The 7,728-nt window shown below is 35.3% G+C and carries 8 protein-coding genes and 1 pseudogene; 2 read left to right on the top strand and 7 right to left on the bottom strand.

The window, feature by feature from the left end; genetic code table 11:
• Positions 1 to 247: 247 nt before the first annotated feature.
• Positions 248 to 811, bottom strand: coding sequence for a hypothetical protein (locus tag FL972_RS06130; protein WP_144604185.1), 564 nt, complete (start codon positions 809 to 811; stop codon positions 248 to 250).
• A gap of 522 nt (positions 812 to 1,333) precedes the next feature.
• On the opposite strand from FL972_RS06130, the gene FL972_RS06125 reads away from it, so the two are divergent.
• The gene (locus FL972_RS06125) at positions 1,334 to 1,615 is read left to right on the top strand and encodes a DUF427 domain-containing protein (protein WP_144604184.1); all 282 of its coding nucleotides are present in this window, start codon (positions 1,334 to 1,336) and stop codon (positions 1,613 to 1,615) included.
• Between the two features lie 18 nt (positions 1,616 to 1,633).
• Here the strand turns inward: FL972_RS06125 and FL972_RS06120 are convergent, their stop codons facing one another.
• The 4 genes from FL972_RS06120 to FL972_RS06105 all read right to left on the bottom strand — a co-directional run bounded on the left by FL972_RS06120 (position 1,634) and on the right by FL972_RS06105 (position 4,721).
• The gene (locus FL972_RS06120) at positions 1,634 to 2,746 is read right to left on the bottom strand and encodes a hypothetical protein (RefSeq protein ID WP_144604183.1); all 1,113 of its coding nucleotides are present in this window, start codon (positions 2,744 to 2,746) and stop codon (positions 1,634 to 1,636) included.
• Positions 2,747 to 2,886: 140 nt separating this feature from the next.
• Positions 2,887 to 3,126 (bottom strand): hypothetical protein, encoded by a 240-nt coding sequence (locus FL972_RS06115; RefSeq protein ID WP_144604182.1) that lies wholly within the window; start codon positions 3,124 to 3,126, stop codon positions 2,887 to 2,889.
• Positions 3,127 to 3,327: 201 nt separating this feature from the next.
• Positions 3,328 to 4,401: a DUF4221 family protein gene (locus tag FL972_RS06110; protein ID WP_186300021.1), complete on the bottom strand. Its 1,074-nt coding sequence runs from the start codon at positions 4,399 to 4,401 to the stop codon at positions 3,328 to 3,330.
• A gap of 101 nt (positions 4,402 to 4,502) precedes the next feature.
• Complete coding sequence (locus FL972_RS06105) at positions 4,503 to 4,721, bottom strand: hypothetical protein (protein WP_144604180.1); 219 nt, start codon at positions 4,719 to 4,721, stop codon at positions 4,503 to 4,505.
• Positions 4,722 to 5,129: 408 nt separating this feature from the next.
• Between FL972_RS06105 and FL972_RS06100 the strand changes: the two genes are divergently transcribed.
• The gene (locus FL972_RS06100) at positions 5,130 to 6,275 is read left to right on the top strand and encodes an ATP-binding protein (RefSeq protein ID WP_144604179.1); all 1,146 of its coding nucleotides are present in this window, start codon (positions 5,130 to 5,132) and stop codon (positions 6,273 to 6,275) included.
• A gap of 8 nt (positions 6,276 to 6,283) precedes the next feature.
• On the opposite strand, the pseudogene FL972_RS06095 reads toward FL972_RS06100, so the two are convergent.
• Together FL972_RS06095 and FL972_RS06090 are read right to left on the bottom strand one after the other, a co-directional pair.
• Positions 6,284 to 6,427, bottom strand: a pseudogene (locus tag FL972_RS06095) (cysteine peptidase family C39 domain-containing protein); the annotation flags it as partial.
• Positions 6,428 to 6,469: 42 nt separating this feature from the next.
• Positions 6,470 to 7,615 (bottom strand): 6-bladed beta-propeller, encoded by a 1,146-nt coding sequence (locus tag FL972_RS06090; protein ID WP_144604177.1) that lies wholly within the window; start codon positions 7,613 to 7,615, stop codon positions 6,470 to 6,472.
• Between the last annotated feature and the right edge of the window lie 113 nt (positions 7,616 to 7,728).

Below are 7,728 nucleotides of genomic sequence, written 5' to 3'. Positions count from 1 at the left end.
TGAAACTGGTGGTAGGAAAGGCGCTCCAACATAATGGCTCACAACTCTGAAGGAGTTGAACTTAATTCGCATAAAGTTTTTAAATTCCAAGGTTAGAGCAGCAGGTTTTAGTCACTCCTTATTCAGGAGTTGCCCTCATGATTCCACTCTGGTTATTTGGCATTTTATACTGAGCCAAAAAGCCTAGACAAAAAAATAACCCCGCCTCAGACCAAAGCGGGGTTGTATACAATTGGTTAGTTTTCAATTAAAGGGCTGACATATATTTGTCAAAACCGTTGTCTGTGGAAACTTTGAATCGAATGTCAGTTCCCACATTCTGAATAGTATAAAGTTTGTGCAATCCCTGAGGATTCTCTACTCTTTCAGAGTGAATCAATTTGTCTCCATCGAAAATCGAAACTGTGATTTCTTTAGCGTCTAAGTTGCTGACAAGCAAACGGTATTTGTTAGCCTCAACTTTAGTTACTCTTGAATACACAGAAGGAGTTTCAGCGATGAAGTTTTCGAAAGTAGCAGTTCTTAGAACTCCAGACTGATCTAATACTTCCACTGAATAAGTACCTTTAGGCAAAGCCGTCAAATCGTATCTTTTTGCAAAAGCTTCATCTTTCACGATTCTGTCTCTCAGTACTAATCTGTTGTCACTATCCATGATTTTTACAATCACAGTTCCCAGTGGCGCTTCCGACACTGCCACAGTTACTTTCGAAGGTTCTGACTGTCTGATTTCAACAGTCTTTTCTGATCCTGCTGCAAAGGCTCCTGTTACCATCCCGGCAACAAAAAGCATAGTCATTAATGATTTCATAATAATTGGTTTAATAGGTTCTTAGATTTCTGTTTTAGTGTAACCCGGAATGGCTGATCCATTCGGAGGATATTTTGGGTCACAGGGTCCATCGGGTCTGATGGTTTTGTTTAATTAACATTACAAAGGTAGCTAACGGGATCTTAATTACAAATGTTTCAAAAAAAATTATGTTTTATTTGATATTCCTCAATTTTAAAGTGTTTTTATTGAAAATACAATAATTGTTTCCCGCTATCGATTGCGAAAGACATGAAATATTGCAGAAGATATATTTCAACGAATTTAATTATGATTTTATCTTATTTACAAAATCATGTCATGACATGAAATTAGATTTAGGCTATTTCGCAATCGATTGTACCAAAAAAATATTTTTTCAATCTTTTTAATCAATTGTGGTGTTTTATAAGAAAAGCAGAAATTAATCAATGATTCAGCGGAGAATAAAACCTGAAATCAGCTTTTTAGAAGTAGGGTTATTCTCATCTCATGAGGAATTTACTTTTAATAAAAATACGTATGAAAGCTATTTGGAATAATCAAGTGATCGCAGAATCGGATCAGACAGTTATTATAGAAGGAAATCATTATTTCCCCCGGGAAACTGTAAAAAAAGAATACCTAAAAGAGTCCGACACACATAGTACCTGCCCTTGGAAAGGTAAGGCTGCTTATTACAGTTTATTGGTAGATGGAGAACTGAACAAAGATGCTGCTTGGTACTATCCTGACCCGAAGCCCGCCGCTTCTGTAATCAAAGACCAAATAGCTTTTTGGAAAGGGGTGAAGGTGACCGAGTAAGGAAAAATTACGATCAGACTATTTTATTTCAAATATTCCAAATCGCATAAAATCTTCTTCTTTATCTGGATTAATCAGTCGGATAAGAAGCCGGTTGCCCGGAAGTGCCATTTGAATCTCACCATAGGGAATCCGAATATCACCTGAAATCTGTTTACCATCTTTGAATAAAATCAATCGGTGATAATCAGGGTCTATAGAAGTATCATAGGATTTGAGCTCGGCCAACTTCTTTTCGAAAATACCCAGTGAGATATCCCTAAGATATTCAAGTGCTAAGTAACCATTGTCCCAAGCATGGAGAGCGAAGTTTCTGGCTGATAAAATTCTACCTTTAAACTGAGGTAAATAGGATAAGGACAACTTAGAGCTTTTCAATGCGTCAAATGATTCATGATCAATCTCGATTTGATCCTTCTTCTCCAAAGTCCGGGAATCAAAAATGGTAATTTGATTATCAAAACTTGTAGTCACAAATAATTGCTTTCCATCCGGACTTTGGGTATAGATGGCAGAAAGCATATTTTTCATACTAATATCCATTTTGGAAAAAATTGAAATATTCCGAGCAGGAATAAGATCAGTTGATTTTCCGGATTTTAAATTAACTCCTTCAATTAAATTGAGGCTCTCAAAATTTCTTGCAAAAGAAAAAGAAAAGGTATTGGTAATAGTCGTGATCACCACATTCTCCCCTACAGAATTTTTTAGTATAGCCAGTTTTTCTGGATAATAAATAGTAGATGTATTGAGCGGATTAAATCTTGTCTTTTTAATCAAATTCAATTTAAGGTCATAGAGCAAAATTTCAATTGGAGTTTTCGCCCAAATATTACCATCCTCAGTAAAGGCAAGACCACTCAAAGGAGAAACATGCTCGTTTGGACCTTCTCCATAAAGATTTCGAGAAATGATCTTATTCCCTTTGGCATCAAAAAGGCTGATTTCAACCCCATCATCCTTACTTTTTGTATATCCTAAATAGATTTGATCCTTTTCAAAATAGTCTAATATCCCAACCTCATAAAAACTGTCAATTTTAAATTCAGAGACTTTTCTAAGGCTTACTTGGGCGAAGGTTGTAGAAAACCATAAAAGCATTAATAAAGATGTATAAATAGATTTGCTCATATTTTACTAGGATTAGAGGCTGTCTCAAGACTCAAATGAGAAGCCTGAGAATTGAATATTTGAAATTGAACTGAGATCCCTGCCAGTAAAAATCAGAGGCTTTCCCTATTTATGAGACAGCCTCTTGATTTTTTTCAAGATTATCCCATACCTCCTGATGAACAAGTGCAGGACGCATTTGGGTATTCATCTTGAGGGCAGTAAAAATTCATAGTGTTAAATGAGCAGTCATTGACACTTGTTCCTCTTGGAAGACCTGGAGTACAACGGATTTCACAATTTGAACCAGACCCAATTCCCCCAGTAATCTTCTTCATCTGACTTCTTTCCAAAATTTCATTGGTGCTAAGTCTCAGCATTTCTAAACTTAACTTTTTCATTATTGTAATTTTTTTGATGTGAACTTACTCCAGAACGGACCATCCGATCTGTAATTTTTTAAAATTACTTGGCTACCAACTGAATACCTATACCAATTTTACTGAATTCTAGTAAATATTTACTGAATTAGTTGAAGGGAATCTTCATTGGGTTGATTATCTTGTACAAGCCAAAATATCTCTTAGAATAACGCCCATGTTTTAAAAAGGACTGCTAAAAATCAATAACCCAGGCTCATCCTCAAAAGAAACAGCAAGATAAAAAGTCGAATCCCTGAGGAACATGTTCTTAGTTTTGAGTTTGATTCCTTCCAATTGGGCCTCCCGCGTCAAGGTTAAGTTCAGATCATATTCAAATAAGTAGGTGTCATAAGAAACACCATCCGAAGCCAATCGATAGCCAAGTCTAAAGAGCTTTTGATTATTTTCATCCACCACAGGTCGGAGGAAATTCATCTGCTTTTCTAATTTCTTTTTAAACTCCTTTTCTTCCGTTTCATTTTTAGCTCTGAATATTTCATCAACCGGCACCAAGTCTTCAAAATATTTTGAGCTGTTAGGTTTGGTTTTTACCGTGTCCCCATTTTTTAGGTATGCGGCCATATTGGGTAAGCCACGGTTTACGACTAGAATCCCACCGGGAAAATCATTGATTACAAAAGAAGGAGAGGAATAGAAAGTAAAGGATTTGACCATGGAAATTATAGACAAATTTTTAACCAAGTCGATAGAAGGAATGCCTCTCAGAAGAAAGGAGTCCCTTTTGGAATTATAGCTGATGATCTCCGATTCTATGGTACCGATTTCTCCGGTCGTGAAGTGGAAGAGTTCATCTTTATAGAGAAAACCTATATTCGAAAATTTCTTGGCTAATTCAGGATTAAAATAAAACAGATGATCCACCCGTATCTTATCCATTAGTTTCCCTTCTTGGTTAAAAAAATAAAACACATTGTCACCTTGAGCGATGAAGTTTTGGTCATCCAATCTTTGGAAGTCTATCAGCCAGTCCCCAATACCATCCGGTCCTTCGGAAGGCATTTTTAAGGTCGAGAGAAGTTTTCTTGTTTTTAAATCGAGGGTGTATAAGAATCTTTTCTCAAGGTTGAAAATAGAATAAGTTGACGCATCATCAGACATCGCTGAATATGCCAAGAACTCCCCTTCTTCTCCGAGGTCGATGACTTCATCTTTGGATTCAAAAATAAGTGTATCAATTTTAACTGAATCTTTTGATGAAATAATTGTAGAACTCTCATTACAAGAGAATAGCAAGCCGATACAAAGCAGCTTAATAACTAAAGATATTTTCCAATAAAAAGGAAAAAAAGCCCCTATAGTAAATTGAAAATTACTGTAGGATCTTTTAAAACAAGTTATGGATTGATTTCTGTGCATTGAGCTATACCTGATTCACAATGTCCCCCACCAGCGGCCTCTGCTGTAGCTTTATCCGAATAAGTTCCTGTCCAGCTTCCTGTACTGTTGTAGCAAACACATCGAAAACGTCCACCTCCTACAATTGATTTCATCTGACTTCTTTCCAAAATCTCATTGGTGCTGAGCCGAAGCATTTCTAAGCTTAACTTTTTCATAAAATATAATAATTATGGTTAAAAGACTCGATCGGTACCTCCGATCGATTAGTTCTCAAATTATTTACTTATTAAGCCAATACCTAGTAAGATATTTCTAGTTTTCAGTAAATATTTACTAGGTAAAATAAGATACTTGCTACTTTGAGTAATGCCATCTCAGTCGTCTTACCAACTTTCCATTAGCCATTTTCTTTACCAGTGTTTTCAGAAATTCCCAGATTTTATTTCAGAGAGAGATCAGCTTGTCAACTGCCCTTCGATTTTCAAATCTCACCCATCGAAATACTGAATCAAACTACTACAGAATCAGCTCGCCTTTATATTTGCCTAGGTAAGTAACTTTATATTCACTGAAAGTCATGCTTTTTAGTGATCTAATTCACCATAATTTATTACTTTTGGTGAATGAATAAAAACACCATCCGCAGAATACTTGATAAAAAGATTTCTGATAAGCTTTTCAAAGGCAAGACTATCGTCCTGATTGGAGCGCGGCAAGTCGGCAAAACCACCCTGATTCGTGAGATATTGAAAGATCGGGAGTTTTTGTTTCTAGATGGTGATGATCCTTTGGTTAGACGGCAATTGACCAATCCCAATACGAAGCAAATCGAAACCCTGCTTGGCAATTCCAAAATTGTCTTTATCGACGAAGCCCAACGAATTGAAAATATAGGAATTACAGCCAAAATTATTCATGATCAATTCAAAGATGTACAATTGATTCTCAGCGGTTCCTCTGCCTTTGAACTTCGAAACAATACCCATGAGCCCCTCACAGGCAGAAAGTTTGAATACTTTCTTTTTCCCATTTCGTATGAAGAATATGAGCAATCGGTTGGGTATTTGGATGCACTGAGGGATTTGGAAAATCGTTTGATTTATGGATTCTATCCAGAGGTCATCAATCACCCAGGAGAAGAGCGGGAAATTCTGAATGAAATCACTCAGAGTTATCTGTTTAAGGATATTCTTTCTTTTGCCTCTATCAAAAAACCTGAGGTCTTAAAAAAAATCCTTCAAGCCCTTGCCTTCCAAATCGGTTCAGAAGTTAGCTATAATGAATTGGCTCAGCTAACTGGAGTGGACAAAAATACAGTCTCAAGCTACATCAGGCTACTGGAGCTCAGCTGCATTATTTATCCACTCCATTCTTTCAGCAGGAATCTCCGAAATGAAATAAAGACAACCCGGAAAATCTATTTTTATGACAATGGAATCCGAAATGCCCTGATCCAAAACTTCAATCCTTTTGAATTCAGAAATGATATCGGTGCCTTGTGGGAAAATTTTTTAATCACCGAACGAATGAAGCGAAATCATTACCATTCGGCCTATGTAAATTCATTCTTTTGGCGAACAAAGCAGCAGCAAGAAATTGATTACTTGGAGGAAGCGGGTGGCCGTATGTCAGCCTTTGAATTCAAATGGAACCCCAATGCCAAAATCAAGAAGCCGTCTGTATTTTTAGAAACCTACCCTGCTGACTTTCAAGTTATTTCCCAAGATAACTTTAGAGACTTTGTGGGAATGGTGTTAGAGTCAAGATAAATAATTGATTACTCATCCCTCAAGTCAATCGCGTCACTAAGCTTAAATAAGCTGCTTCCTTCCCGGGTAGTCTTCATTATTTCACGGATTTCTTTTAAGGAAATAAGCTTCCCACAGTGCTTTGCGATTATTCTCAAGCAAGTAGGGCCACAGTCTTTGGAATCTGGTGGTTTGTAGTGGGGAGCAACAGTAGTCTATTTTAATTTGACAATATTCACAACAGGGTTCATTTCCTGAGTTTGGCTGTCACTATACTTATCATAATGGATAAAATAGAATAATTCATTTTCTAAATCCAGCGGTCGAATTACTATATCATCATTACCTGAGAAAGAGAATCCTCCAGGTATATTTTTAGACAAGCCATTATTCAAATTAATATAAGCTACTCTTCTAAGTTCATCCTGGAATTCTATAATAATATGCTCATTCGATTTAATAATATTATAGATATTTAATGATTTAATTCCATTATTATCAATAGAGACATTATGATTAAAATTAAATTTTAAAATTGGAGAAAAATTATCCCCGATTTTTTCGTAAAGTGTATCTCTGACTAATAGGTCAGGCGTAAGTACTGGCTTATAGAAATACAAACCAGATTTATCTCTCGATATCCAATTCTTATACCTATAACCTGATATAATTTTTGAATCTAAGACAACCTTTCTAAAACTTATTGAATCAACGATTTCAAGGTTTTCATCAATTTTTAAAATGAAAGTCTCTGTTTGAAATTTCTTATCAACTTGCCGTAAAAAATCATCCGTTATGGCATACAGTTGATTTTTATCAAAAAACAAATGATAAATACCACCAGAAAATTTGGTCTCTTTGATAAACTTGAATTCTGAAGAAAACTCAAGTAATCTATAACCTGTTGATACATATATTTTACCAGAATCTCTATCCTCACAAATTGAATAAATTACACCTAATTCACCAGGTCCATCACCAATTGGTGCTAATCTGGATTTAAACTTACCATCTAGATCAAAAATTGAGATTTTCTTTAAATCGTCCAAAATAAATAAGTGATCATTTATGATTTTAACTTCATCTATTCTACCTAAATATGAATCACTACTTGTCTCAAGTTGAATAGACGTTATCTTAGAAGAAATTTCTTGAATTTTAACTCTGTCGTTTCTTTGAGGAATATTTATTACTTCTACTTGATTTTTAGAATCTTCTTTTGAACACCCAAAAATTAAAATCAATAAGCCGAAAGTTACAATTATACTAAGTATATTTTTGCAATATCTTTGCAAAAAATTTGAAATCATTTCTAAATTTAAACTGCTTTTTTTACACCTAGAAATCATTATGTTTTCCATTTAAAATTTCAATTTTCTTTGAAAAATATTCGGCCCCATTAATATTTAAATAGGGCCGAAATTTTATTGTTCTGCTGCAATACAATGCGATCCTTCAGCACAGCCTGTTTCAG

It is taken from the genome of Algoriphagus algorifonticola (assembly GCF_007655305.1).
Classification (GTDB): Bacteria; Bacteroidota; Bacteroidia; order Cytophagales; family Cyclobacteriaceae; genus Algoriphagus; species Algoriphagus algorifonticola.
This window is presented reverse-complemented; position numbering and strand designations above follow the sequence as displayed.

Coding starts and splice junctions, on each gene's coding strand:
- FL972_RS06130 (WP_144604185.1), bottom strand. CDS start 811: ATGAAATCATTAATGACTATGCTTTTTGTTGCCGGGATGGTAACAGGA.
- FL972_RS06125 (WP_144604184.1), top strand. CDS start 1,334: ATGAAAGCTATTTGGAATAATCAAGTGATCGCAGAATCGGATCAGACA.
- FL972_RS06120 (WP_144604183.1), bottom strand. CDS start 2,746: ATGAGCAAATCTATTTATACATCTTTATTAATGCTTTTATGGTTTTCT.
- FL972_RS06115 (WP_144604182.1), bottom strand. CDS start 3,126: ATGAAAAAGTTAAGTTTAGAAATGCTGAGACTTAGCACCAATGAAATT.
- FL972_RS06105 (WP_144604180.1), bottom strand. CDS start 4,721: ATGAAAAAGTTAAGCTTAGAAATGCTTCGGCTCAGCACCAATGAGATT.
- FL972_RS06100 (WP_144604179.1), top strand. CDS start 5,130: ATGAATAAAAACACCATCCGCAGAATACTTGATAAAAAGATTTCTGAT.
- FL972_RS06090 (WP_144604177.1), bottom strand. CDS start 7,615: ATGGAAAACATAATGATTTCTAGGTGTAAAAAAAGCAGTTTAAATTTA.